This is a genomic window from Dolichospermum circinale AWQC131C, from assembly GCF_000426905.1.
Taxonomy (GTDB): domain Bacteria; phylum Cyanobacteriota; class Cyanobacteriia; order Cyanobacteriales; family Nostocaceae; genus Dolichospermum; species Dolichospermum circinale.
This window is the reverse complement of sequence record NZ_KE384623.1, coordinates 55,104-80,168: the sequence shown is the minus strand read 5'-3', so window position 1 is coordinate 80,168 and position 25,065 is coordinate 55,104. Positions and strand designations below refer to the sequence as shown.

Sequence of the window (25,065 nt, the reverse complement as noted above, 5' to 3'; positions counted from 1 at the left end):
CCATATAAACCTAAAACCATTTATTAATAAAGGGTTTCGCGGATTTTTACCACAAAAAAGTGCAAGGTTTTGGCTAATGGTGTCTCAAAATAAGTGCATTTTTATTTGTTGGATTTGGAAAATTGAAGATATCCAGACAGTTAAAACTGTTTCCTGTTCCCTGTTCCCTGTTCCCTGTTCCCTCCCCTCACAGACAACTTTTTCAGCAAGCCCTATTTAGTCAACAAAAACATCAAGTGTTCTTTAATTAAGAATACATGAAAGTTTCTGAAAAATAAAACAAGAAACTTCAAGAGTTTCTGATCTATTTATCAATAGAAAATAAACTTTACATCGGACTTACCCTAGCTCGATATAGCAACTGATCATATTGCATATAGCCTGTATAACGTACCTTAACAATCTCTCCTGGTTGTGCTGTTCCCTCCAGTAGTTGATGCAATTGCGGATTGTAGGGAATTTCCGCACCCACAGAAGCGATCGCCCTCACACCCCAAGTCTGTAATAATGCTTCTAAAGGCTTATCCACTAACGGTAATATTTTTACCGCTGCTAACTGGTGATCCTCCTTAGCTCTATAAGCCGCTGTTGGCCATTGTAGCAGCAGAGATTCTAATATTTGTAAACTTGACCGCTGAAATTCCTGTTGTAATAATTCCCTTTGTTGTAACATTGACAACGATATTCTTTTATGCTCATTTTGTAATTCTGTTATTTGTTGTAATAAGTCTATATTATAATCTTCAGGCTGAGTTTTTGCTGTTTTCAATGAAAAACCCTGGACACCAAAAGTTTCTGCCAATTCACCCCCAGATATTTGCAGAACTTGTGATAATTTGAGTAATACCTCCACTCGCATCTGCCGAATTTTTCCCCTCCGTAACTGCAAAATTTGCCACTGGGAAACACCAGCAGCTAGACTCAAGGATTTAAAACTGGCAAAACCGACCTTTTGCATTAAATTTTGCAAATTCTGGGTGAAGTCAGTTGGGGACATGGATGACAGGGGATAAGGCACTAATACCTATTATAACCTTTATATGACTTTATTTTTCCGTTCAACTTCTGAGCATCCGATAGCATAGTGGATAATTAGAATTAGTCTTCATGAAAATATTTTTTTGGCGTTCTTCCTACAGATTAATCACAACCCTGTGTTTATTGGGATTGACTGCTGCATCAGAACCAGTAAGCAAGAATCAGGGTGTAGAATTACAAATTGGCATTGTACAGCGATTTGGGGCTAAACCCACCGACAAATTAGAATTAGCCCCCACAAAAGGCGATCGCTTAACATTAAAATTTGTGGTTGATAATCAGCCGCAAACCTTAACCACGGACCAACCCATCCAGTTAACAACAGTGATGAGAACCTTGATCCAACGGGAGATTAAGGAAGTATTAGTTTTGGGTGACTTCCGTACCTTTGAAACAGCCGAAGATAGCGCCAACTACTGGCGCTCTCAGGGTATAGAAGTGGAAATAGCCCAGCCAGAACGCTGGCAAGTATGGGCAAAACGGGATGTTTACAGCACTCCCTTAATTCGCCGTTTGCTATTACAAAGTATAAAAACATCTGGCGATCAAAATGCTTATTTAGCCACAAATATTCGCCAACAAGTACCAAAAATTACCTGGAATGTCAATGGCAAAAAGTACAGTCCAAATTATCTAGAAGTAAGTACAGGTAAAGACATAATTAAGGTCAAGACAGGTGATCAATCCAAAACAACCCCCCAAAAGAACTTCAACTATGGGGGAAGAATGACTTTACAGCCCAATGCTTACGGGAATTACACCTTAGTCAATACAGTACCATTAGAAACCTATATTCGTGGAGTTTTACCCCATGAAATTGGTATAAACGCGCCAAAAGCAGCCCTAGAAGCACAAGCCATTATTGCTCGCACCTATGCCTTACGTAATGTCCGCAGATTTGCAGTAGATAATTATCAGTTATGTGCTGATACTCACTGTCAAGTTTATCAAGGACTCAGCGGAGTTGCTAAAAATACAGATCAGGCCATTGCCTCTACTAGAGGTCAGGTTCTTACTTATAATAATGAAATAGTTGATGCTTTGTATTCTTCCACTACAGGTGGTGTAACTGCTAACTTTAGCGATATTTGGAATGGTGAAGACCGTCCCTATTTAAAACCAGTTATAGACGCTGCTAATGGTAATATTTGGAACTTGTCCAATGAGAATTTAGCAGATGATCAGAATTTCCAGCGATTTATCGCCCTGAAGGACGGATTTAATGAGAGTACATGGGATGTATTCCGTTGGCGCAGAGAAACTGATATCAGTACAATTACCAAAGACTTGCAAAAATTTTTACGAGCTAAAAAAAGCCCTGACAGCAAATTCCAAACAATTCAGGCCATGTCTATCGTTAAACGCAGTCCCAGCGGCAGAATTTTAAAATTAGCTGTGAAAACGGATATCGGTATTTTTACTTTACAAAAAGATGAAGTTCGCAGTGCTTTTGCAGCACCCATTAGCACGCTTTTTTATATTCAACCTCTTAATAAAGGACAAAGGAATATTTGGGGATATGCTTTTATCGGTGGTGGCTTAGGACATGGCGTGGGTTTGAGTCAAACAGGCGCTCAGAATTTAGCCAAGTTAGGTTGGTCTAGCGCCAAGATTCTAGATTTCTATTATCCTGGTACTAAAATTAAAGGCAGTAGGTAATTGGGGAATTGGTAGAAAATCTGAATCAGTAGATTATCCCCAATCCCCGGACTGAATTATTATTGCTAATAGCCAGATAGCTAAAGCTTAGTAGATGTCTTCTTCTTTATGGGTATAGATTTCAACATCAGAAGTAGGTCTAGCAACACAAGTCAAAACATATCCAGCTTCGATTTGATCATCATCTAAGAAAGACTGATCTGATTGGTCAACAGTACCGGATTTGATTTTGCCCGCACAGCTTGAACAAGCGCCAGCGCGACAGGAGTAGGGTAAGTCTAATCCTTGTTCTTCAGCAATATCTAGAATATATTCATCATCTTTAACGTCAATAGTTTTGTTTAAACCTTGGGCTTGGTTGATAAGTGTCACTTTGTAAGTAGCCATTTAATTATCCTCTCTTGTGAAATCGGCTCTATAAGTTATTTTGATGCAAATAATAAGGCTATTCTGATAGAATTAGCCACTTGTTTGAATTTGCTTCAATTCTGATACTAAGGGAAAAGTTACAATTTATAACAGAAAATCGCACCCGATTAGAAATGAAATTTATTTACATCGGACTAATAAGTTTTGATTATATAAAATCCTATTTTAGATAGATGTCAATAGATTTTCGATTGACTCCACACTCTAGGGTAGAGCTTGAGGATTTTAGATTGGCGCAACATTGGATTAGTTCCGTCCTGAAGGGGCAGGACTTGTACCGAAAATTCCCAATCTAAAATCTAAAATCTAAAATCTAAAATCTAAAATTTTTTGGTCAAATTACATCTTGGTGAGTGGGACTGATGAAAATGCGCGGTACTGATAGAATGAGACGATATTTGTGAATGAAGTTGCTGCTATAGCTAACAACTGACTAAAATTAAAGGTAGTAGGGAATTGGGTAATTTGTAGAAACTCTGACTCAGTAGCTCCCAATCCCCGTACTCAATTCTTGTTGCTAATAGCCAGATAGCTAAGGCTTAGTAAAGGTCTTCTTCTTTGTGGGTTTCGATAGTAACATCAGAAGCAGGATAAGCAACACAAGTCAGAACATATCCAGCTTCGATTTGATCATCATCTAAGAAAGACTGATCAGATTGGTCAACTTTACCGGAAACGATTTTACCCGCACAGGTTGAACAAGCGCCAGCGCGACAGGAGTAGGGTAAATCTAGACCAGCTTCTTCCGCTGCATCTAGAATATAGTCATCATCTTTAACTTCAAGAGTTGTGTCTAAACCTTCGGCTTCGTTGATAAGTCTCACTTTGTAAGTAGCCATTTAATTATCCTCTCTTGTGAAATCGGCTCTATAAGTTATTCTGATGCAAATAATAGGGCTATTCTGATAGAATTAGCCGCTGGTTAAAATTTGCTTCAATTCTGATACTAAGGGAAAAGTTACGATTTATGACGGAAAATCAAACCAGATTAGAAATGAAATTTATTTACAGAAGACTAATAAGTTTTTGTTATATAAAGTCCTGACCTGGATAGATGTCAAGCTGGACTGGAGGAGTCAGGAAATGGAAATATTTATGGTACTTATAAAGTCAGACATTTCTTACTGACCGAAAAGACGGGACACAAGCCCCGTCCTTCTAGGACGGCTTTTCTTGATTCTTGATATACTCTTTCAATATTTCTAGTGGCGCACCACCAACTGAAATAGCAAAATAACTGGGACTCCATAAAGATTCTTCGTGGGGTTTTTTATATCCGGCTTGTCCATACCTGCGGCTAGACACGCCTTTTAAAGCATTTACTATTTGAGAAACAGATAATTTAGGAGGATATTCAATCAGTGTATGGACGTGATTCCCTTCACCGTTAAATTCAAGCACTTTAAAATTCATTTTTTCGGACACCTCACGAAATGTTTTTTCAATCAAATCAAGGCTTTCACCAGTAAACACAGCCCGACGATATTTCGTAACACAGACCAAATGAATCTTTAAGTCTGTAACGCTGTGTCTTTCTCTTCTAAGGGGACTTGCCATTTTGTGCAGACCAATATATAATTAACTTACAGCCCAATTGTAGCATTAACGATGAAAGCCAGATATCAATTCCGTTTCTACCCGACAGACCAACAGCAAAAGCTTTTAGCTCAGTTGTTTGGTTGCGTTCGTGTCGTTTGGAATGATGCTCTGGCTATTTGCAAGCAAGTAGAGAAATTGCCAAGCAACAACGACTTACAAAAATTAGTTATTACTCAAGCGAAAAAAACTATTGAGCGGCAATGGTTGTCTGATGTTTCTAATATTCCTTTGCAACAATCGGTTGCAGATTTGGGAGTTGCCTATAAAAACTTTTTTGATTCTCTAAAAGGGAAACGCAAAGGTAAAAAATTAGGTCGTCCTAAATTCAAAAAGAAGAGCAATCAGCAGTCAGCACGATTTAGAATTGGCGGGTTTTCAATCAAAGGGGATGAGGTTTATCTAGCCAAGATTGGTAACGTTAGCCCGATTTGGTCAAGAGATTTACCCTCTGCTCCTAGCTCTGTAACAGTAATCAAGGATTGTGCTAACCGTTATTTTCTCAGTTTTGTAGTAGAAGTTGAACCCGTAAATATTGATGCTAAAAACCAAAGTATCGGTATTGATTTGGGGATAAAAACTTTTGCTGTCATGAGTAATGGAGAAAAAGCCCAAAGCCCTGATTACTCAAAACTAGACAGGAAGATTCGTAAACTCCAGAAAAAACTAGCAAGGCAACCCAAAGACTCAAAACGAAGAAATAAAACCCGAATTAAAATTGCGAAACTGCATAATCGAATCACCGATACCCGGAAAGACTTTTTGCATAACCTATCCACCAAAATAATTAGCGAAAACCAAGTTATTGTTTTGGAAGACCTTCATGTATCGGGTATGGTTAAAAATCGTAAACTTGCCAGGTCAATTAGTCTACAAGGGTGGAGGCAATTTAGAACTTTATGCGAAGGTAAAGCAGAAAAGTTTAATAGAGATTTTCGTGTTATTCGTAGATGGGAAGCGACTAGCCAAATTTGCTCTGAATGTGGCTACAAATGGGGGAAACTTGATTTAAAAATTCGGTCGGTTAAGTGCCTAAATTGTGGGACTGAACACGACCGAGATGAAAACGCCGCAAAAAATATAAATAAAGTCGGGATAGGGCATTGCCACGACTCTAAACGGGCGCAGAGACAGAGTAAGACTACCTCGGTAGCATCAGTCGGTGAAGCGTCAAGAATCACCTCGCCTTCAGGCAGGTGAGTATGTCAACTGTTGATAAAATACTCATGGCATTAAACCCAAACATTGAAAACTGGTGATGAATCATGTATAATCATAAACCACCTTTATCCACAAATAGTCTGCGCGTGGGTTTAGTCGGTACCGGCTATGCTGCTAAACTTAGGGCTGAGGCATTGCGACAAGATCCGCGCAGTGATTTAATCGCTATAGCTGGTAATCCCCAAAGAACAACCATTTTAGCCCAAGAATACGCAATTGAGGCTATGAGTTCTTGGCAACAGCTAGTAGAACGGGAAGATTTGGATTTGGTGGTATTATGCACTATTAATCAAGATCATGGCAAAATTGCCCGGGCTGCTTTGGAAAGGGGTAAGCACGTAATTGTTGAATATCCCCTGGCTATAGATGTCAAGGAAGCCGAACAACTGCTCATTTTAGCAAAAACAGTCAATAAGCTATTGCACGTCGAACACATTGAATTATTGGGGGGTTGGCATCAAACGTTAAAACAACACTTGTATCAACTGGGTGATTTGTTTTATGTTCGCCATAGTACCCTGAATCCTCAGCATCCAGCGCCGCGCAAATGGACTTATAATCATGAAATGTTTGGTTTTCCCTTAATTGGGGCTTTATCTCGGTTAAATCGTCTGATTGATTTGTTTGGTGAAGTTTTTAGCGTTAACTGTCATCAAAGATATTGGCAAATTGAACCAGATTATTACCAAACCTGTTTCTGTTCAGCCCAGTTGTGCTTTGACAGTGGTTTATTGGCACAGGTAGTTTATGGCAAGGGTGAAACTTTGTGGCAATCAGAACGTAAATTAGAGGTTCATGGTGAAAATGGGGGGATAATTCTCGATGGTGATACGGCAATGTTAATATTAGGGGAAGAAACGCAGTTAATTGAGGTGGGTACACGCCGGGGTTTATTTGCCAAAGATACAACTATGGTATTAGACTATTTATTTGATGCTAGTCCTTTATATATCACTCCAGAACAAAGCTTGTATGCTCTCAAGGTAGCAGATGCTACTTATAGGGCAGCGACGACTGGGTTAACCGTATTTTTAAAAGAGTAAATTAAAATTTGATGAAAACAGAAACTATAGTCATTTTATCCCAGCGGGAAATAGAAAAAATGCGTCGCGCTGGCCGCTTGGCCGCTAAATTGTTACAATATCTAGAACCTTTGGTGAAACCAGGAGTAAGTACCCTAGAATTGAATGATGAAGCGGAAAGATGGACGCAAAAGCATGGAGCAAAAAGCGCTCCTTTAGGTTATAAAGGTTATCCTAAGTCAATTTGTACTAGTGTAAATGAGGTAATTTGTCACGGTATTCCCAATGCTAAACAAATTCTCAAAGATGGGGACATTATTAATATAGATGTGACACCCATTCTGGACGGTTATCATGGTGATACATCAAAAACATTTCTAGTTGGTAGTCCTTCTCCAAAAGCCCAAGAATTGGTAGAGGTGACACAAAAGTGTCTAGAATTGGGAATCGCAGAGGTGAAACCAGGGGCGAAAATTGGGGATATTGGGGCGGCTATTCAAGAATATGCTGAGTCTTTCGGCTTTTCCGTGGTGCGGGATTTTGTCGGCCATGGAATTAGTAATGTTTTCCATACAGCACCCGATATTCCTCATTATGGCATTAGGGGTAGAGGTAAAAAACTTAGACCCGGTATGGTGTTTACTATTGAACCAATGATTAATGAAGGAACTTATGAGCCGGAAATGCTTAGTGACGGTTGGACTGCGGTAACAAAGGATCGCTTGCTTTCTGCCCAATTTGAGCATACCATTGTTGTGACGGAATCTGGGGTGGAAATTCTGACTTTACCAGAAAATTGATGATTTTTCTCACCCAGAGCCGCAGAGCCGCAGAGAGGGGAGTTTGAGGAATTTTTGGTTTTTATCCGTCAATTTACCCAGTCCTCTTTTTTTGGTTAAGGGATTTTGACTGTAATTTGATAGGTTTTGATGGGGGGAATATTTTTTTCCCAAGCCCGTGAATATTGGAGTTGTAGCTGGGTTGAACCGGATTTTTGGGCTAAAAACCGAAAAACTTGATTTTCAGGTGATCCTACTAATTTGACTTTGGATTCTCCTGCTGCTGTTGGTAATGGTTCAAATACTGAATCTCCCAAGGGTTTGAGTTTTTGAGGATCATTTTTAATTATTTGCCAATTATAACCTGTTGATGGATTGGCTAATAATTTAATGATCAAAATTTTGCCTTTTTGTAGGTTGATTTGTTTATGATTGTTGCTATCGTTGATGGTTATTTCTGATTTAGATGGCGGATTTTTGGCTGTGGCGCTAACTTGGGAAATAATCCCCAAGGTAGTTAATAAAGAAAGAATTAAAAAAACTCGTTTAGTTAGACTCATGATTTCAACCTATTAATTATCAATTGTCAATTAGTTATTATTACAATATCAATTTTCAATTTCTTTTTATCTACCCAATTTATTGGGAATTCCTTCACAACCTCCCGGAATGGTATTTCTGGTTTTTTCTCCACACCAAGCACAACAGTAGTAATGAGTCGCTGGGGACATTCTTTGTGCATTAGTGAAGTCAGCATTTTCAATAACTGCACCAGTGTGTTCTCCGGTTTCGTAGTTGGGGGGTTGAGTGCGACTGCGGGGAGATGCTTGTTCTACTAAACCATAAAATAGACGAACTCCGTTTAAATCGGTATTACTGAGATTGGCTTCATATAGTATTGTTCGGGAAAGGTTAGCTTTTACTAGGTCACAATTACTAAGATTAGCACGGACGAGATTAGCTTCACTTAAATCTGTCCAGCGTAAATCATTATCGGCTAGATCAGCACCTGCTAACATTACACCTAAGTCTATGACGCGCACTCCTTCCAAACGATCTTCAGCATAACCACCACTACCATCTAGAATAGCTCTTCCTAAACGCCGATCGCGTTGTAGGGGAGTAAGTAATTTGGAACGGGAGAGAAATCGGAGAATTTTGGCTTTACCACTACCATCTACACTACTGAATATAGCAGCAGTACGTCCCTCGGCGATCGCTCTTTCTTGCGGCCAGTCTTCTAATAATCCTTCTTCGTCTAATATTAGGTCCGAAACTCCTTGAAAGTAGGAGTCTATGGTTTGTTGTTGAGTAATGACGTTTTGCTGTACAGTGAGTAGGTTTTGTTGAATGGTTAGGTCTTTAGAAATTACATATTGTCGCCATGCTACATAAACGGCGATAATGGCAATGGCAATTTGTCCCAAAGCCCCAAACCATTCTGCTAAAGTACCAGAAGCTTCCCAATTAATTCTCTTTCCCCAAAGTAGTAAACTATGACCCAAATTAGCAAATCTGAATAAGCCAATTATTGCTACTATTAATCCTATCAAACCAACAAATACCTTTCTATCTTCAGGTGCAAACCATTGTTGAATGATATCTTGCCACCAAGGGTAAAGTATCAATAGTGATAACAGCAAAGTTGCCAAAGTTCCCAAAATCCCCAGCCATGAGTTATTAATGACAATACTAATTAAAGTTATGGCCATGGACAAGCTAGTAAATAATAAAATCCTTGGGGTAATCAGGACTTGAATACTGGAATTGGCACTAAAAAGGGCAGAAATTTCTTTGAAAATACTTGTTTTCAGGGAAGATTGTGCCGATACTTGTTTTTTATCCGGTTCTACTTTTGTTAATGATTGATTACTTTCAGTAATTTCCAATTCATCTTCTTGATTTATCTGTGGAGAAGATAGGTGGGATGAATCAGATTCATTAATAGTCATATTTTTTTCCTGCAATTAACTCACCATCAATTGAAACGTTGCGAAAACACTTGTATTAACAGTATTATACACCCCTAACCTTGGCTAAATGAGTTCGTGAGAAAATTTCCTGGCGGCAAAGGCAATAAATATGTTATTCTATCACAGATCCTTGGGAATTTTTCTGTAGTATCACTCTTTGATATTTGTAAAACTGCTGATACTTGGAACAAGTGTAAACAGGTTTTTTAGTGAAAAGTAGCAGTCAGGAGAAGAAGGAAGAATTATATTAAATAGATAATTGATTTATGGAGGATGATTATGGTATTGTCTGGGTAGTTTCTGAAAAGTTTATCCACATCTTAATTTTAAATTTGCAGAATCAAAAAATAATTAATAACAATTAGTTGATTTTGATACTGCTTTTAAATTACAATCAGTTCTAGGATCATTATATGAGTTTTGTAGGAGCAGTATGGTAATTTGGCGAAGCTTAATTGCCTCTAGTTTAATCAGTTTGATGATAATTGGCTGTAGTGACCCGGCAAATTATTCATCTGAAAATGCTAAAAAAGTTGTTCAAGAAAGCAATGTTAATCAACTGATTACAGAAGTACAAGACAGTCAAAAAGCAGAAAATTTACTAATACAAGCTAATGGTTTATTAGATGCCCGTCGTTATCAAGAAGCTTTAGTATTCTATAATCGGGTGATAGCCATTAAAAATGATAGTGCGGAAACATGGGTAAATCGGGGAAATGCTTTGATTGCTTTACAACAGTACCCAGAAGCTGTAGAATCCTATGATAAAGCGATCGCAATTCGCCCAAATAAAGATGAAGCCTGGTATAATCGTGGTAATGCTTTAACAGCTTTACAACATTACCAAGAAGCCGTAAAATCCTATGATGAAGCGATCGCTATTGACAAAAATAAACATGAGGCTTGGACTAATAGAGGAATTGCATTGACAAAATTACAGCGCTACAAAGAAGCTTTAGCATCTTACAACCAAGCAACTACTATTCGTCCTAATTTGCATCAAGTTTATTATAATAAAGCTTGCAATTATGCCTTACAAAATAATCTAGAACTGACAATTGAAAACCTCAAAAAAGCCATCGAACTTGTACCGAAAAAATATCAAGAATTGGCGAAAAATGATCGAGATTTTGATAAAGTTCGCAATGAAAAACGGTTTCAGGAATTATTACAATAAATATGACAACTGGGGTACAAACTTATCTGTCTTTGATTCCCGATTTCTGGATCTATAACCCTGGGAAATGCTATAGTATTGACATATAGCAAATACAGGTAAATGAGGAAATTTCCTTTAATTGATAATGAATAAACTAGTTAATGTTTTTATTCAGGGGATAATTGCTTTTACTGTCACTAATATTGACGATATGATGATTCTACTACTATTGTTTTCGCAAATAGATAGTAGTTTTCGTAAACGTCATATTTTCACTGGTCAATACCTTGGTTTTTTGGCCATTATTATATTGAGTTTACCAGGATTTTTTGGCGGTTTATTCATACAGCGAGAATGGTTGGGATTATTAGGAATAATACCCATAGCTATTGGTATGAAACAACTGATTAATCAACAAATAGAAAGTACAGAAAGTACCGAAGTTCAAACAGTTAATCCTGATTTTCCACAGTTATTACACCCTAACCCAACATGGTCTTTTCTCTTGAGCATTTTCCACCCAAATACTTATCAAGTTGCAGCTATTACCATTGCTAATAGCGGTGACAATATTAGTATTTATATACCTCTATTCGCAGGTCAAAATTTTGTTAATTTAGGCATAATTATAGCCGTATTTTTAGCTATGGTGGGAGTTGGCTGTGGTATTGCTTATCTATTAACTAGTCAAGTTACCATTGCTTATATTTTAAGTCGCTATGGTCGGGCTATGATTCCTTTTATATTAATGGCCTTGGGGTTATTTATTATGTACGACAGAGGCACATTTAAGCTACTAACTCAAATTGCTATTTAAAGATTGCTACTTTTACGGATTTTACATACAATGTAGTCTAAAAGGCGTTGCTGAATTGAGGTATGAAATTGGAAAATCAAAAAAATGAAACTCTTAATCTCTGCGCCTGGAGCGCCTCTGCGTGAAATAAAATCATACTCTTAATCAGCAACGCCGTCTAAAAATTCATCTTGATCATGTCACAACTTCAGCGTATTACCATTAATCCCCAACAACTTCAAGAAAACCAACTTTTATTAACACCTCAACAGCAACATTATTTGCTGCGAGTATTACGGTTACGAGATGGTGATCAATTTATCGCTATGAATGGTATGGGTAAATGGTGGTTAACTAAGTTACAAGGAACACAAGGAGAGATTGTAGAAATACTAGAGGTAAAAACGGAATTACCTGTATCTATTACTCTAATGATGGCCTTACCGAAAGGGAATGGATTTGATGAAGTTATCCGCTGTTGTACTGAATTAGGAGTAACTTCTATTGCTCCTATTTTAAGCGATCGCAGTTTATTAAATCCCAGTCCCCAAAAGCTAGAACGTTGGCGGCGCATAGCATCAGAGTCCGCTGAACAGTCAGAAAGAGCCGTGATTCCTACTATCCTAGAACCAGTAGCTTTTAAAACTGCTATAAATGAAAATACAGCCACTCATAGTTATATCTGTGAAGCCCGTGGTGATTATCCTCACTTAAAGCAGGTGATAAATAATGCTAACACTGCAAGAGAGATCATTATTGCTATTGGACCAGAAGGGGGGTGGACAGATCAAGAGCTAGAAATAGCTGTAAAATCGGGATTTGTAGCCATTTCGCTGGGTTGTCGTATTCTCCGCGCAGTTACAGCGCCCATAGTTGCGATATCCTTAATAGCAGCAAATTTTGAATTAAGCCCTTGAAATCAGCAAAACAACATCTAATTCAACACCTAATTATTTTTACTCGTTACCCAGAACCAGGAAAAACAAAAACCCGGTTAATACCAGTTTTGGGTGATATTGGCGCTGCTAACTTGCAAAAACAGATGACTGAACAGACCATTTTGCAAGTTAAAGAATTACAAAAATTGACAGAAATATCCGTAGAAATACGTTTTACTGGTGGTAATTTAGAAAAAATGCGAAATTGGTTAGGAAATGATTTATTATATCAATTTCAGGGTGAAGGAGATTTAGGTCAAAGAATGGAGCGATCGCTTGTAAATGCGTTTAATCAAACAGCAAAACAAGTAATTATCATTGGTACTGATTGTCCCGATTTAAACTCACAAATTTTACTAACTGCTTTTGAGAAATTGCAAGTTTTTAATCTTGTTCTAGGTCCAGCCATGGACGGTGGTTACTATTTAATTGGGTTACAAAAACCAGCAGCGGAATTATTTACCAATATCGAGTGGGGTACGGCTGAAGTATTTGCAAAAACAGTAGAAATTGCGGAGAAATTGAATTTATCAATAGGTTATTTGTCATCTTTAGCAGATATTGATCGTCCAGAGGATCTTGAAAGTAAGTATGATTAGTTTCATTAGAGGAGAAAATTATTATTATTCATTGAGGGAAAAATTTGATAAAATAACCTGGAGAAAATATCAACCCCGTTTAATTTTAAAGAAACCATGTTTCAAATCCCTCCAGCATTTTCAGTATTAGGTTTACCAGTTCATGTTATGGATGATTATCCAGACTGGTTATTATATGCTTTGAAAGCAGGTAAAGGAACTCATGTAGTTACCCTCAATTCAGAAATGACCATACAAGCAGAAAAAAATCCCACCCTAGCAAATATTATTCAAAATGCTGAATTAGTAATTCCTGACGGTGCGGGAGTTGTGCTGTATTTACAGTATTTATTAGGAAAAAAAATACAACGTATTCCGGGAATTGAATTAGCAGAAAAACTGTTACAAACAGTTGCCCAAAAACAAATATCTGCGTCAATATTTTTCTATGGAGGCGCACCAGGAGTAGCCACCAAAGCAGCAGATTTATGGAAAGAAAAACTTCCCATACTAACTATATCAGGAACACATTCTGGTTATCATTCTTCAGAAGAAGAACAAGAATTATTGCAAAGTCTCAGTCAACTACAGCCACAAATAATATTTGTTGGTTTAGGAGTTCCGCGTCAAGAATTATGGATTTCTAAAAACCGCTATTTATGTCCTAACTCAATTTGGATAGGTGTTGGTGGTAGTTTTGATATTTGGTCAGGAACAAAAACACGCGCTCCCAACTGGTTAGCAAATAATAACTTAGAATGGCTATATAGATTATATCAAGAACCTTGGCGTTGGCGACGGATGTTAGCCCTACCGGAGTTTGTTTTAAAATCCTTAATTTACAGGAGTTTTGGGGCAAAAGTGCTAGAAAAATGATTAATAATTTCTAGCAAGATTGATAAAAATTTGCTGTATTTTTGGTTTGAAACTAATTGACAAGTCTCCAAATTTGTGTATAGAATCAATAAAATCTAAAATCCAGAATCCCGATGTGATGAACGGAATAAATGGTCATGTTCAGGATGATATAAACGGGAGCGTCCGGTTACTGGTAAAAGTGCTGGACTGATTACATAAAGTGTAGTCCGTTGTAATTTTTCTTCATGAGTACAAGCGGTCATTTCTGCTAAAGTAACAACGCGGATTTTTTCATCCGGCCAGCCTAAGCGATAGCAAATTGCTACGGGAGTCTCTGGATTATAATGTTCTAACAACTGAGTTTGTGCTTCAGTGATATGATGGACACTCAGATATAAACATAAGCTGGCCTGATGTGCTGCTAAACTCGCTAATTCTTCTCTAGCAGGAACATAAGTGCGTCCACTAATACGAGTGAGGATAATAGTTTGTACCAAACCGGGAACAGTTAACTCAATTTTCAATTTAGCTGCGGCTGCTTGAAAAGCGCTGATACCGGGAACAACTTCAAAAGGAATATTAGCCGCTGCTAATAGCTGCATTTGTTCATGAATAGCGCTATAGAGACTAGGATCACCAGAATGCAGTCTCACAACAGATTTATGGGCTACTACGGCATCAATCATCAGTGGTAAAATTTCTTCTAGAGTCCGATTTGCAGTTTTGATAATTTCCGCATCTGGACGACAAACAGCTAAAATCTGTTCAGGAATCAAAGAATCTGCAAATAAAATCACATCAGCCCTAGCCAACAACTTTTGCGCTCTAACCGTTAATAAATCAGGATCTCCCGGTCCTGCCCCCACAATATAAACTGCTGGATCTAGAGAATTTTGGTAGTTATTAACACTTAAATTATTCGTGTATTCACTCATTAACTTTGCTCTGAAAAACTCCGACAAAAAACTTTTGGCAAATCCTTCAGTACCCTTCCGGATTAACTACTTTTGAGTTGTAGAAATAGATGGTAGATGCACCCTGGTTAAGCCCTGGAGATTAATTACTCTGGGGCATTTTTTATTTTTAGTCAATCTCCCTTGCAAGAGGAAACAACATCAGGTAAAGGACGCTTGAGTACATACAGCCAAGCTAAACCAACCATTCCTAAAAACATTCCTCCTAAACTGACCATTTGTGCCATTCGTAAAGGTCCTAGCATTAAGCTATCCATGCGTAAACCTTCAATCCAAAACCGCCCCAAGCTGTAGACTACCAAGTAAACTAAAAATAAAGTCCCTACTTTCAAAGGTGATTTTTTAGATAAAGCTCGGAAAAACAAAGTTAGCAATAGTGCAAAAACCATGAAATTCCACAAAGACTCATAGAGAAAAGTGGGATGAAAATATTCAAAATTAACTAAATCCACAGGACGACGTTCTGGGGGAATATACAACTTCCAAGGCAAACCAGTGGGACGGCCAAAGGCTTCCGAGTTGAAAAAATTTCCCCAGCGACCAATTGCTTGCCCTAAAATCAAGGAAGGCGCGACTAAATCAGTTAATTGCCAAAAAGATATTTGATTAAGTTTAGCAAAAATCAACGCTGCTATGACACCGCCAAGAATTGCCCCATGAATAGCAATACCTCCTTCCCAAATGGCAATGATCTTTTCTGGGTGTTGAGAATATTCTGACCATTGAAATAAGACATAATAGAGCCTAGCTGCGGGAATAGAGGCAATTACCAGCCAAATTGATAAATCATTGAGTAAATCTGGGTTAACGTGACGACGTTTGGCCAGATATTGGGAAAGGGTGACACCAATTAAGACAGCAGAAGCAATTAATAACCCATACCAGCGAATAACAATTGGTCCGAGTTTAACTAAAATCGGACCTGGAGAAGTAAATTGAAACCCCAAGGGCAAAATCGAAAAATCCACTACCATGGAAAATTACCTATAGGAATATGAAATCTACAAAGACAAAGACAATAATAAGGCAATCTTACAATAGGCGATTTTACGTTTCTTGGCACAGTTTGCTTTTATAGTGTTAACCTACTTAGTTACTAATTCCCAATCATGAACCATGAGATGTTAGATTTAACTAAGTTATGGAAAAAAGCTGTTAGTTTATTATCTAGACCTAAAATAACATTGTGATTGCTATTTATCCTGGTAGTTTTGACCCCATCACCTTGGGACACTTAGACCTAATTCAGCGTAGTAGTCGCCTGTTTGAACAGGTGATAGTTGCCGTTCTTCGCAATCCAAATAAGATACCATTATTTACAGTCGAGCAAAGATTAGAACAAATTCGTATAGCTACAAAACATTTATCAAATGTAGGGGTAGACAGTTTTGATGGTTTGACTGTAGAATATGCTCAAATGCAACAAGCACAAATTTTGTTGCGGGGGTTAAGAGCAGTATCTGATTTTGAAATTGAGCTACAAATGGCTCATACTAATAAAACACTGTCTACTCAGATTGAGACAGTTTTTCTAGCGACATCAAATGAGTATAGTTTTTTAAGTAGTAGTGTGGTAAGAGAGATTGCCAGGTTTGGTGGCTCTGTTGATCATCTTGTTCCCTCACACGTTGCCCGAGATATATATAAATGCTACAACCAAGTTCAATCTCTGCCCATGAGTCCAACCAAAACGGGAAAAATCCTACCCCACGGGAGTACGTAAAGGTAATTCCTGAAGACGGGAATCAACCACTGCCAACGGCAGGGGTAGATATTCAGCAGGAACTCAACCGCTTAGAGGACATAATTCTCGATAGCATGAGGATTCCCTTAACGGGGCGTACCCTAGTAGATGAAGATAAATTACTTGAACAACTTGATTTTATCCGCCTATCTTTGCCGACGGTTTTCCAGGAAGCATTAGAGATTTTGGCACAAAAGGATGAAATTCTCCTAGAAGCCGAAGAATATGGACAACAGGTTGTAGACGTAGCCCAAGCCAAAAGGGCGCAAATTTTGGCTGAAAGTGATATTATCAGGCAAGCACAACGGGAAGCTGACCAACTACGGCGACAGGTCCAGCAAGATTGTGAAGCGATGATGCAAGAAACTATCGCAGAGGTTGAGCGTAAGCGTCGCGCTTGTCAGCAAGAGTTAGAAGAAATGCGCCAAAGTGCAATTTCCCAAGCACAAGAGATTGAAAATGGTGCTGATCAATACGCTGATCATGTTTTGAGTAATATGGAACAGGATATTCAAGAAATGTTACAAATTATTACTAATGGTCGTAAACAATTACGTGGGGATAATCCACAGCGGACTGCAAATAATTCTCATAATTCTAAAAAGAGCTTTCCTAAGTCAACAACAAAATAAACAAAACTAATCTGTTAGACACCTAAATTGTATTGAGTTTTATAATCTTAAAATTGTGAAATCTGGTTGTTTGAAAGATTGTTTCAATCTGATAACTGTGGTTTCGAGTGTGATAGAGATGTCAATGCTACGATTAGTTTAGAAAAAGAAGCGGATCTGACAACTATCACTAAATATCAAATGGTAGATCGGATAAATGATATCGCTTGGCAAGCTCACCAGGGAAGCGTTGCCGCGATTATTCAAGTCTTGAATGAAAGACTAATTATATCTGGTGTGAGAACTAGAGCAATTTTTGCCGCTGGTGTGTTGCAAATTTTGTGTGAAGCGGCTACGGTGGAGCAACTTGAGCAATCTACCTTAGTCCCAAAAATTCAACAAATTTTGGAGTCAATTGCACCGCGTCACATTCGCCGAGTTTATATCAATAGTCGAATTGTGCGAGAAGAACAATTACTATGGTTAGAGGAAATTCACGGTGATGCCAATCATCAATTTATATGGTCACAGGAACTTATATTGTCGCAACCAAATTTCTGGAAGCGGCTAATTCGAGATCTAAGGGAAACTGATGCCAAATCCAGAAAACCTATTTTAACTCAACCCCAATCTCTACTTAAAAATCAGGAACAGGGGAAAATTTCAGTCAACACTGGGGTAATCATAGTTTCTGGTTTATGTTCACTAATTTTACTGGCTTGGTTGGATTTTCGCTTTGGTAATACACTAAAAAGTTTGTTAATATTCATAGGTTCTCAATCTTCCCTAACAGCAAATCAAAGATCCTCTAGCCAAAGTCTTTCGACACCATTTGATGATCCATTTGCTGCTTCTGTACGACTGGCTAACCGGGCTAGTGTTGCTAGTAAAACAGCTATCACCTCAACTGAGTGGTTGGAGTTGGCTGCTACTTGGCAACGGGCTTCTGATTTAATGAGTCAGGTTTCACCTAGCCACAGCCGCTATCAAGAGGCACAAATTAGAACTAAATTATACAAGAAGTTTAGTCAGGTAGCCCAGAAAAAAGCTGAGAAAAGTGAATTGTGAGCAGGTTCAGATTTCAGATTTCTGGAATTTCCACTATTTACTCATTTCTAACATCCGTGCCATGGGTCGCCACGCGGCTAGGCGGATTTCTTCTGACATAGTAATTTCTGGAGTGCGATTTTTCATGGCTAAATACAGTTTTTCTAGGGTATTTAACCGCATAAATGGACATTCGTTACAGTTGCAATCATTCTGTGGAGGTGCGGGAATAAAGTTTTTCTCAGGTGCTAGTTTTTGCATCTGGTGAATGATTCCCGGCTCCGTAGCCACGATAAATTCTTGACTAGGGCTGATTTGACAATAATTGAGTAAAGCGGCTGTAGAGCCAATAAAGCTGGCGTGACGTAAGACGCTGGTTTCACATTCGGGGTGAGCGATCGCTTCTGCTTGAGGATGTGTAATTTTTAACTCGACTATTTTCTTTTCTGAAAAAGTTTCATGGACAATACAACTACCTTGCCATAGGAGCATTTCCCGTCCAGTTTGTTCGATTACATACCGTCCCAAGTTTCGATCTGGGGCGAAAATAATTGGTTGTTGGGGGGGTATTTGCTGGACAATTTTCACAGCGTTGGCACTAGTGCAGATAATATCGCTCATGGCTTTGATTTCAGCCGAGCAGTTAATATAGGAAATAACTAAATGGTCAGGGTGTGCGGCCTTGAAAGCTGCAAACTCTTGAGGAGGACAACTATCTGCTAAAGAACAACCTGCATTGATATCTGGTAATAGTACCAATTTATCAGGATTGAGGATTTTGGCGGTTTCCGCCATGAAGTGAACACCAGCAAAAACGATAACATCTGCTTGAGTATTTGCCGCAGCTTTGGCTAATTGCAAGGAGTCACCAATAAAGTCGGCAATGTCTTGAATATCAGGGTCTTGGTAGTAGTGGGCTAATATTACCGCATTCAGTTCTGTTTTGAGATCCGCAATGGCAGTAAATAAATCTAATGGTAGATTATCTGATTTCGGTTGAGTAAGTGTAGTTGTAAACACAATTAAAAACTGCTGTTTTAGAGAATGAGATGACCTTGTGGATTAAATTATAGTAGTTTTTACCAAAAATAGGGGATGATTGATCTTAGCAATTTATGCCCAAATTCCTGGGAGTTTCCTATCCTGGAGATATACGGCTTTTTAAAGTGGCATGACCAGTCAGAAAACTCAATCAAAACCTGTGAAAATTGCTGTAGTTGGGGATATTCACGACCAATGGGACGTGGAAGATGGTATGGCACTTAAACATCTTGGTGTGGACTTAGTGCTGTTTGTTGGCGATTTCGGGAATGAATCAGTAGAAGTGGTAAAAACGATCGCTTCCCTAGATATTCCCAAAGCAGCGGTAATGGGCAACCATGACGCCTGGTACTCGGCTACTGAATGGGGACGCAAAAAATGTCCTTATGACCGCACCAAGGAAGACTGGGTACAGAAACAGTTAGATTTATTAGGGGCTGTCCAAGTCGGTTATAGTAAGTTGGATTTCCCGCAGTGGAATTTAACCGTGGTGGGTGGTCGTCCTTTTACCTGGGGTGGACCTGAATGGAGATTTGCGGAAATCTGTCAAGAACGTTATGGTGTTTCGAGTTTAGATGATTCCGCAGATAAAATTGTCAATGCAGTAAAAAATGCTAATTGCGACAATATTATTTTTTTAGGACACAATGGACCTAGTGGTTTAGGCGATCGCGCTGAGGACCCTTGTGGCAAAGATTGGCACCCCATTGGCGGTGATTTTGGTGATCCTGATTTAGCAGCAGCTATTTCTCAAACTCTCAACATGAACAAAACTGTTTCTTTAGTTGCTTTTGGTCATATGCACCGGACTTTGCGCCATACTAAGAAACTAGAAAGGAAAGCTGTATTTAAAAGCCCAGAAGGGACTATTTACTTAAATGCTGCTAATGTCCCCAGAATTGTCCAGGAAAACGGCGTAAAATTACGGAATTTCTCCCTGGTTTCTTTAGATGGGGGTATGGTGACAAAAGTTGCTCTCGTTTGGGTGGGTAAGGACTACCAGGTGGCTGCTGAGGAAATTTTTTATAATTCTTTGGTTTGATAGCTGCCAATTCTTTAATTATATGTTATGATTCTATTTGTCAGTTTTGATTTTCTACAATTCTGGCAAATAATCTGGAGAGGTGGCAGAGTGGTCGATTGCGCCTGACTTGAAATCAGGTGAAGTGAAAGCTTCCGGGAGTTCGAATCTCCCCCTCTCCGTTGAATTGATTTTTTTCTCCCATTTACAGTTGACAATTTTTAATTATCAATTACAGCACGTTTAGCTTGAGTGAGGTACACCTTATGCGGGCAAGATACCTTCACCTCACCACACTGGCTAGAATTTAAGTTACAGTTTCAAACCCAATGTTCTAAACTACAACCTTTTCTAAAATCAATTTAGAACGCTTTACTTGTTCAGGAATAGCAACGGGATAATTACCAGTAAAACAAGCAGAACAAAAACTATTAGTATCTTCTCTGGTGGTTTCTAACATTCCTTCCCAACTCAAATAAGCCAGACTATCAACTTGTAATTGTTTGGCTATTTCCGCTACTGATTTTGTCGCAGCAATTAATTGATCTTGAGTATCAGTATCAATACCATAAAAACAAGGGTGTGTGACAGGAGGAGAGGAAATTCTCATGTGAACTTCCGCCGCACCAGCATCACGTAAAGCCTGAACTAGTTTCCGGCTAGTAGTTCCCCGAACAATGGAATCATCAATAATTACTACTCGCTTACCGAATAACACATCTTTGAGGGGGTTAAGTTTCATGCGGATACCTGATTCTCGCATGGCTTGGGTAGGCTGAATAAAGGTGCGGCCGACGTAGCGATTTTTAATCAGTCCCTCACCATAGGCTATACCGGAAGCTTGGGAAAAGCCAATGGCCGCAGGTATACCAGAATCAGGGACACCAAAGACTAAATCGGCTTCTATGGGGGATTCTGCTGCCATTTTCCGTCCTAATCGCATTCGATAACTGTATAAAGTTTCATTGTGCATGAGGCTATCAGGACGGGCAAAATAAATCATTTCAAAGATACAAAGTTTACGTTCTGACTGTTGATGCCACTGAAATGATTCTAAGCCATTTTCAGTGATCCATACTAATTCTCCAGGGGCGACATCACGCAGATATTCCGCACCGATAATATCTAAACCGCAAGTTTCGGAAGCGAGAACGTAACGGACGGGGTTACTATCTAAAGTACCAATTACTAAGGGACGAATCCCGTTAGGATCACGGACTCCCATCACACCTACGGGTGTAGCAATAGTTAGGCTAAATGCACCTTGACAACGATGAAAGGCACTCATGGCCGCTGTTACCCAATCTGCACCAGCATTAACTTCTTGAGCGATCGCATAAGCAATCATTTCTGAGTCCGTTGTCGTGACTAAGTTAAACTTATCTTTGACCAGTTCGGAACGCAATTGGACGGTATTGACTAGATTCCCGTTATGTGCTAAGGCTAATAAACCCAAACGAGTTTCCACCACAGCCGGTTGGGCGTTAACTTTACGACTAGAACCAGTAGTAGAATAACGGGTATGACCGACTGCCAGATTTCCGGGTAATTGCTCTAGAATAGTCTCATTGAAGACTTGAGATACCAGTCCCATATCCTTGTGTTGGTGAACGCGCGAACCCTCAAATGTAGCAATACCAGCAGATTCTTGACCCCGATGCTGGAGAGCGTATAGTCCAAAGTATGTTAATTTAGCAACATCTTGTTCTGGGGCATAAATGCCAAAAATACCACAAGCTTCTTCGGGCTTGTCACTAGTATTTTCATGACTGTTGATTGAGTTATCGAGGTATTCATCCGCAATTACGGAATTAACGAGAATCATGCTGGTATTACTCCTGGTGGGGTGTCGAGTCACTGGGGATTGGAAATTACTCACAAGAGCGCAGGGGAGAGGGGGAAAATTAAGAACTATTACCCATTACCTTTTGCTTCTTAACAAATCGTTAACCATCCATTAAAACAGTACCTTAAATTGGTGCAGGATCAAGTATGAATTGTAAATTTTTATGTTCAAACCTTAATTTTTGATCTGGTCTAGGTGTTATTCTGAATTGCCAGACGTTTAGAGATTGCTCCATAATAGCGATCGCGCATATCTTCAATACTAACCTGAACTAACTTATGGTTGTCTGCCGTTAAAATCTGCAAATTGCCAGAATTAACTACTTTACCGATTTTTTGCCAATATTCCCCCAGATGTTCCTGTAAATAAGATTCCCAAATTTCTTGATTTTCATCACAGACAGAAACTAAAATTCTTGCTCCACCTTCACCGAATAGGACTTCATCAAATCGTAAATCATGATTTATCGTGATGGGGAAATTAATTTCTGCCCCCAAATTTCCAGCCAGACAAGATTCCGCTATTGCAACAGCCAAACCACCCTCAGCGGTATCATGGGCAGATTTTACCCAACCAGTGCGAATACCATGACGACAAGCCTGTTGTACACACCGTTCTAAATCAAAATCAACTTTAGGCGGCCTACCTGCAATTGTATGATGAATTGTTGCCAAATATTCAGAAGCGCCTAATTCAATTTTAGATTTTAGATTTTCGATTTGGGATTGAATAGGTAAACCAAGCAGGTAAATTATATCACCTGGATTTTGCCAACCCTGTCCGCAAATTTTAGTCAAGTCTTCAATTAAACCCACCATACCCACAACGGGAGTTGGGTAAATTGGTTGAGGATTTCCCTCCGCGTCAAAGGTTTCATTATATAGAGACACATTCCCCCCAGTTACCGGCGTTCCCAACTCCTGACAACCTGCACTCAAACCCCGACAAGCGGACGCTAATTGCCAATAACCAATGGGGTTTTCTGGACTACCAAAATTGAGGTTATCCGTCACAGCCAGGGGTTCAGCGCCCACACAGCTAAGATTCCGGGCGGCTTCTGCTACTACTGCCTTAGCCCCTTCATAAGGATCAAGATAGACATAGCGAGAATTACAGTCTACCGTAGCCGCAACAGCAGATTTTGGATTTTCGATGTGAGATTTTGGATTTTGGATTTTTTCTAAAGGACGAAGACGAACTACAGCAGCATCAGCCCCACCTGGTAATAATACTGTGTTGTTTTGAACTTGATGATCATATTGGCGATAAACCCAGCTTTTAGAAGCAATAGTAGGAGTATCTAACAAAGTCAATAAAATATGATTCCAACTTTGCCAATTTCTGCCAATTTCAATTCCTGTCACATCACAAGCGGGTAAATTATCTTTTGTCCATTGCCAAGCTTTTTTAGCATACTCTGGTGCTTCTGTCAATAATTCTCTTTCATATAAAGGTGTATTTTCCGCTAAAGCCTCAGCGGTAATTTCGGCGGCGATTTTCCCCTCAAACCAAATCCTGACAATGGGTTCAGCAATTACCGTACCTGCAACTACCGCTTGTAGTCCCCAACGGTGGAAAATAGCGATTAATTCCTGTTCTCGTCCTTTTTCGGCGACAAATAACATTCTTTCTTGAGATTCCGACAGCAGATATTCATAGGGTATCATTCCTGACTCCCGCACCGGAATTTTATCTAAATCAAATTCAATACCGACACCACCTTTAGCGGCCATTTCCGAAGTTGAACAAGTGATACCCGCAGCGCCCATATCCTGTGCTGCTACTACAGCCCCGGTTTTAAATGCTTCTAAACAAGCTTCAATTAAGGACTTTTCTAAAAATGGATCTCCCACTTGCACCGCAGGACGATTATCCATAGACTCCTGGGTTAATTCTGCACTGGCAAAACTTGCCCCTCCCATACCATCCCGTCCGGTGGTTGAACCCACATACAGCACCGGATTTCCCACGCCTGAAGCCCCTGATTTGACAATTTCCGACGTTTCCATCAAACCCAGCGCCATGACGTTAACTAGAGGATTTCCAGAGTAAGCGGGGTCAAAATACACTTCACCACCAACCGTGGGAACACCAACACAGTTACCATAATGACTTATGCCCGCAACTACGCCCGTAAACAATCTTTGGGTTTTGGGATCATTCAAATCACCAAAGCGCAAAGAATTTAATAAAGCAATAGGACGCGCCCCCATTGTAAATATATCTCTTAATATACCACCAACTCCGGTTGCAGCGCCCTGAAATGGTTCAACAGCGGAAGGGTGGTTATGGGATTCTATTTTAAACGCTAATTGTAGTCCATCGCCAATATCCACAACTCCGGCATTTTCACCAGGTCCTACGAGAATACGCGGTCCTGTGGTGGGAAACTGTTTGAGTAAAGGGCGGGAATTTTTATAACAGCAATGTTCAGACCACATGACCCCAAACATACCTAGTTCGGCTTTGTTGGGGTGACGACCTAAGCGGCGGACAATTTCTGTATATTCTTCTGGTTTTATGCCTTCTGAGGCAATTTCTTGGGGAGAAAAGGGATTTTCGGAAGTGGTGGTCATGGTAGTTATACACCAAAAGGACAGAGAAATATTTTATAGCAACATAACCCACAATTCAGGGCTACTACATAAATTCTACCGGAGATAGACATTAGACATCTAGAGTAATTAAATGTGCATAACCTGAAACTCTTGTAGGGACAATTCATGAATTGTCCC

Annotated in this window: 24 protein-coding genes and 1 tRNA gene; 14 read left to right on the top strand and 11 right to left on the bottom strand. The window is 39.3% G+C overall.

Features of this window, described 5'->3' with window-relative positions; genetic code table 11:
* Window positions 1-328 precede the first annotated feature (328 nt).
* On the bottom strand, window positions 329-997 hold the full coding sequence (grpE, locus tag ACIR131C_RS0114645; protein ID WP_028090813.1) for a nucleotide exchange factor GrpE: 669 nt from the start codon (window positions 995-997) through the stop codon (window positions 329-331).
* 110 nt (window positions 998-1,107) lie between these two features.
* Between grpE and ACIR131C_RS0114640 the strand changes: the two genes are divergently transcribed.
* Window positions 1,108-2,697: a SpoIID/LytB domain-containing protein gene (locus ACIR131C_RS0114640; RefSeq protein WP_028090812.1), complete on the top strand. Its 1,590-nt coding sequence runs from the start codon at window positions 1,108-1,110 to the stop codon at window positions 2,695-2,697.
* Window positions 2,698-2,784: 87 nt separating this feature from the next.
* Here ACIR131C_RS0114640 and ACIR131C_RS0114635 read toward each other — a convergent pair whose 3' ends face one another.
* From ACIR131C_RS0114635 to tnpA, 3 genes are all read right to left on the bottom strand, one after another.
* Window positions 2,785-3,084 (bottom strand): ferredoxin, encoded by a 300-nt coding sequence (locus ACIR131C_RS0114635; protein ID WP_028090811.1) that lies wholly within the window; start codon window positions 3,082-3,084, stop codon window positions 2,785-2,787.
* Window positions 3,085-3,665: 581 nt separating this feature from the next.
* A complete protein-coding gene (locus tag ACIR131C_RS0114630; protein ID WP_028090810.1) occupies window positions 3,666-3,965 on the bottom strand; it encodes a ferredoxin in 300 nt (99 codons plus the stop codon).
* Between the two features lie 319 nt (window positions 3,966-4,284).
* Window positions 4,285-4,683 carry an IS200/IS605 family transposase gene (tnpA, locus tag ACIR131C_RS0114625; protein WP_028090809.1) on the bottom strand — a complete coding sequence of 133 codons (399 nt, stop codon included), beginning with the start codon at window positions 4,681-4,683 and terminating at the stop codon, window positions 4,285-4,287.
* Window positions 4,684-4,734: 51 nt separating this feature from the next.
* Here tnpA and ACIR131C_RS0114620 point away from each other — a divergent pair, with 51 nt between their 5' ends.
* From ACIR131C_RS0114620 to map, 3 genes are all read left to right on the top strand, one after another.
* Window positions 4,735-5,922, top strand: a complete 1,188-nt coding sequence (locus ACIR131C_RS0114620) for an RNA-guided endonuclease InsQ/TnpB family protein (RefSeq protein ID WP_028090808.1) — start codon at window positions 4,735-4,737, stop codon at window positions 5,920-5,922.
* A 65-nt stretch (window positions 5,923-5,987) separates the two neighbouring features.
* Window positions 5,988-6,986, top strand: a complete 999-nt coding sequence (locus ACIR131C_RS0114615; protein WP_028090807.1) for a Gfo/Idh/MocA family protein — start codon at window positions 5,988-5,990, stop codon at window positions 6,984-6,986.
* A gap of 11 nt (window positions 6,987-6,997) precedes the next feature.
* Window positions 6,998-7,765, top strand: coding sequence for a type I methionyl aminopeptidase (gene map / locus ACIR131C_RS0114610; RefSeq protein WP_028090806.1), 768 nt, complete (start codon window positions 6,998-7,000; stop codon window positions 7,763-7,765).
* A 95-nt stretch (window positions 7,766-7,860) separates the two neighbouring features.
* Here the strand turns inward: map and ACIR131C_RS0114605 are convergent, their stop codons facing one another.
* Window positions 7,861-8,304: a protease inhibitor I42 family protein gene (locus ACIR131C_RS0114605; RefSeq protein WP_028090805.1), complete on the bottom strand. Its 444-nt coding sequence runs from the start codon at window positions 8,302-8,304 to the stop codon at window positions 7,861-7,863.
* A gap of 66 nt (window positions 8,305-8,370) precedes the next feature.
* Entirely contained in the window at window positions 8,371-9,696 is a 1,326-nt protein-coding gene (locus tag ACIR131C_RS0114600) for a pentapeptide repeat-containing protein (protein ID WP_028090804.1), read from the bottom strand.
* Between the two features lie 454 nt (window positions 9,697-10,150).
* Between ACIR131C_RS0114600 and ACIR131C_RS0114590 the strand changes: the two genes are divergently transcribed.
* The 5 genes from ACIR131C_RS0114590 (at window position 10,151) to ACIR131C_RS0114570 (ending at window position 14,064) form a co-directional block, all read left to right on the top strand.
* Window positions 10,151-10,894: a tetratricopeptide repeat protein gene (locus tag ACIR131C_RS0114590; protein ID WP_028090803.1), complete on the top strand. Its 744-nt coding sequence runs from the start codon at window positions 10,151-10,153 to the stop codon at window positions 10,892-10,894.
* Between the two features lie 127 nt (window positions 10,895-11,021).
* Window positions 11,022-11,693: a cadmium resistance transporter gene (locus tag ACIR131C_RS0114585; RefSeq protein ID WP_028090802.1), complete on the top strand. Its 672-nt coding sequence runs from the start codon at window positions 11,022-11,024 to the stop codon at window positions 11,691-11,693.
* A 176-nt stretch (window positions 11,694-11,869) separates the two neighbouring features.
* Window positions 11,870-12,589: a 16S rRNA (uracil(1498)-N(3))-methyltransferase gene (locus ACIR131C_RS0114580; protein WP_028090801.1), complete on the top strand. Its 720-nt coding sequence runs from the start codon at window positions 11,870-11,872 to the stop codon at window positions 12,587-12,589.
* Entirely contained in the window at window positions 12,577-13,209 is a 633-nt protein-coding gene (locus ACIR131C_RS0114575) for a TIGR04282 family arsenosugar biosynthesis glycosyltransferase (RefSeq protein WP_417033385.1), read from the top strand. Before ACIR131C_RS0114580 ends, ACIR131C_RS0114575 begins: the two co-directional genes overlap by 13 nt.
* A 96-nt stretch (window positions 13,210-13,305) precedes the next feature.
* Window positions 13,306-14,064 carry a WecB/TagA/CpsF family glycosyltransferase gene (locus ACIR131C_RS0114570; RefSeq protein WP_028090799.1) on the top strand — a complete coding sequence of 253 codons (759 nt, stop codon included), beginning with the start codon at window positions 13,306-13,308 and terminating at the stop codon, window positions 14,062-14,064.
* 95 nt (window positions 14,065-14,159) lie between these two features.
* Here the strand turns inward: ACIR131C_RS0114570 and cobM are convergent, their stop codons facing one another.
* Together cobM and lgt are read right to left on the bottom strand one after the other, a co-directional pair.
* The gene (gene cobM / locus ACIR131C_RS0114565; RefSeq protein WP_028090798.1) at window positions 14,160-14,981 is read right to left on the bottom strand and encodes a precorrin-4 C(11)-methyltransferase; all 822 of its coding nucleotides are present in this window, start codon (window positions 14,979-14,981) and stop codon (window positions 14,160-14,162) included.
* Between the two features lie 152 nt (window positions 14,982-15,133).
* Complete coding sequence (lgt, locus tag ACIR131C_RS0114560) at window positions 15,134-15,994, bottom strand: prolipoprotein diacylglyceryl transferase (protein WP_028090797.1); 861 nt, start codon at window positions 15,992-15,994, stop codon at window positions 15,134-15,136.
* A gap of 212 nt (window positions 15,995-16,206) precedes the next feature.
* Between lgt and coaD the strand changes: the two genes are divergently transcribed.
* The 3 genes from coaD to ACIR131C_RS0114545 all read left to right on the top strand — a co-directional run bounded on the left by coaD (window position 16,207) and on the right by ACIR131C_RS0114545 (window position 18,443).
* A complete protein-coding gene (gene coaD, locus ACIR131C_RS0114555) occupies window positions 16,207-16,743 on the top strand; it encodes a pantetheine-phosphate adenylyltransferase (protein WP_028090796.1) in 537 nt (178 codons plus the stop codon).
* Window positions 16,668-17,396 carry a DivIVA domain-containing protein gene (locus ACIR131C_RS0114550; protein WP_028090795.1) on the top strand — a complete coding sequence of 243 codons (729 nt, stop codon included), beginning with the start codon at window positions 16,668-16,670 and terminating at the stop codon, window positions 17,394-17,396. The genes coaD and ACIR131C_RS0114550 overlap by 76 nt, the downstream gene beginning before the upstream one ends.
* A 180-nt stretch (window positions 17,397-17,576) precedes the next feature.
* Window positions 17,577-18,443 carry a hypothetical protein gene (locus tag ACIR131C_RS0114545; protein ID WP_028090794.1) on the top strand — a complete coding sequence of 289 codons (867 nt, stop codon included), beginning with the start codon at window positions 17,577-17,579 and terminating at the stop codon, window positions 18,441-18,443.
* A 33-nt stretch (window positions 18,444-18,476) separates the two neighbouring features.
* On the opposite strand, the gene nadA is transcribed toward ACIR131C_RS0114545, so the two are convergent.
* Entirely contained in the window at window positions 18,477-19,442 is a 966-nt protein-coding gene (gene nadA / locus ACIR131C_RS0114540) for a quinolinate synthase NadA (protein ID WP_028090793.1), read from the bottom strand.
* Window positions 19,443-19,593: 151 nt separating this feature from the next.
* Here nadA and ACIR131C_RS0114535 point away from each other — a divergent pair, with 151 nt between their 5' ends.
* Window positions 19,594-20,505 carry a TIGR04168 family protein gene (locus ACIR131C_RS0114535; protein ID WP_028090792.1) on the top strand — a complete coding sequence of 304 codons (912 nt, stop codon included), beginning with the start codon at window positions 19,594-19,596 and terminating at the stop codon, window positions 20,503-20,505.
* A gap of 76 nt (window positions 20,506-20,581) precedes the next feature.
* Window positions 20,582-20,666: transfer RNA gene (locus ACIR131C_RS0114530), tRNA-Ser, on the top strand.
* A gap of 152 nt (window positions 20,667-20,818) precedes the next feature.
* Here the strand turns inward: ACIR131C_RS0114530 and purF are convergent.
* Both purF and purL read right to left on the bottom strand, forming a co-directional pair.
* Window positions 20,819-22,309, bottom strand: coding sequence for an amidophosphoribosyltransferase (gene purF, locus ACIR131C_RS0114525; protein ID WP_028090791.1), 1,491 nt, complete (start codon window positions 22,307-22,309; stop codon window positions 20,819-20,821).
* A 212-nt stretch (window positions 22,310-22,521) separates the two neighbouring features.
* Window positions 22,522-24,906, bottom strand: coding sequence for a phosphoribosylformylglycinamidine synthase subunit PurL (purL, locus tag ACIR131C_RS0114520; RefSeq protein WP_028090790.1), 2,385 nt, complete (start codon window positions 24,904-24,906; stop codon window positions 22,522-22,524).
* Window positions 24,907-25,065 lie beyond the last annotated feature (159 nt).